Annotated in this window: 1 pseudogene; it reads right to left on the minus strand. The window is 54.1% G+C overall.

The annotated features are described in order from the left end of the window. A pseudogene (locus ACTHTY_RS11340) lies at positions 1-710 on the minus strand (hypothetical protein); the annotation flags it as partial.

A 710-nucleotide genomic window follows, 5' to 3' on the forward strand; every position in this document is an offset into this window, starting at 1 on the left:
TACTCGCGCCGTAGCCCGCGCAGGACAAACCTTGCGGCCCCCCACCCACCACACACACCCCACCAAACCACAACAACACCACACCCCCAACCAAACAAACACAAAACACACACACCCCCCCCCCAACACCACAACCAAAACCACAACACCCACACAAAACACAACACAAACCAAAAAACAACAAACCACAAACAACACAACCCAAACCAACAACCCAAACCAAAACCAAACCCCCCCGCCCACCCACACCACCACCAACAACAAACCACCCCCCACACACACCCACCACCCCCAACAAAAACAACCACAAAAAAAACAAACACAAACACACACACAACCACCCAAACAACACACCCCAACACACCAACAAACCACCCAAAACAAACACCACCAACACCAACACCCAACACCCCACACCCCACCACCCCCACCCAACCCACACCCCACCAACACCCCAACCACCACACCAACCAACCCCACCCAAACCCAAAACCACCCCCACCACCAACCAAACCCCCAACAACAAACCACCCAACAACAACAACCCACCACCCACCCAAACAACCCAACCCAACCCACCCCCAACACACCCAACCACCACCCCCCCCAAAAACAACAAACACCAAAACCACCCCCACCACCCCAACACCACCCCCAACCCACACCAACAAACAACAAAACACAAACAACCCCACCAACCAAAACGTAAT

This window comes from Neisseria sp. P0019.S002, assembly GCF_051957155.1.
GTDB lineage: Bacteria > Pseudomonadota > Gammaproteobacteria > Burkholderiales > Neisseriaceae > Neisseria > Neisseria perflava.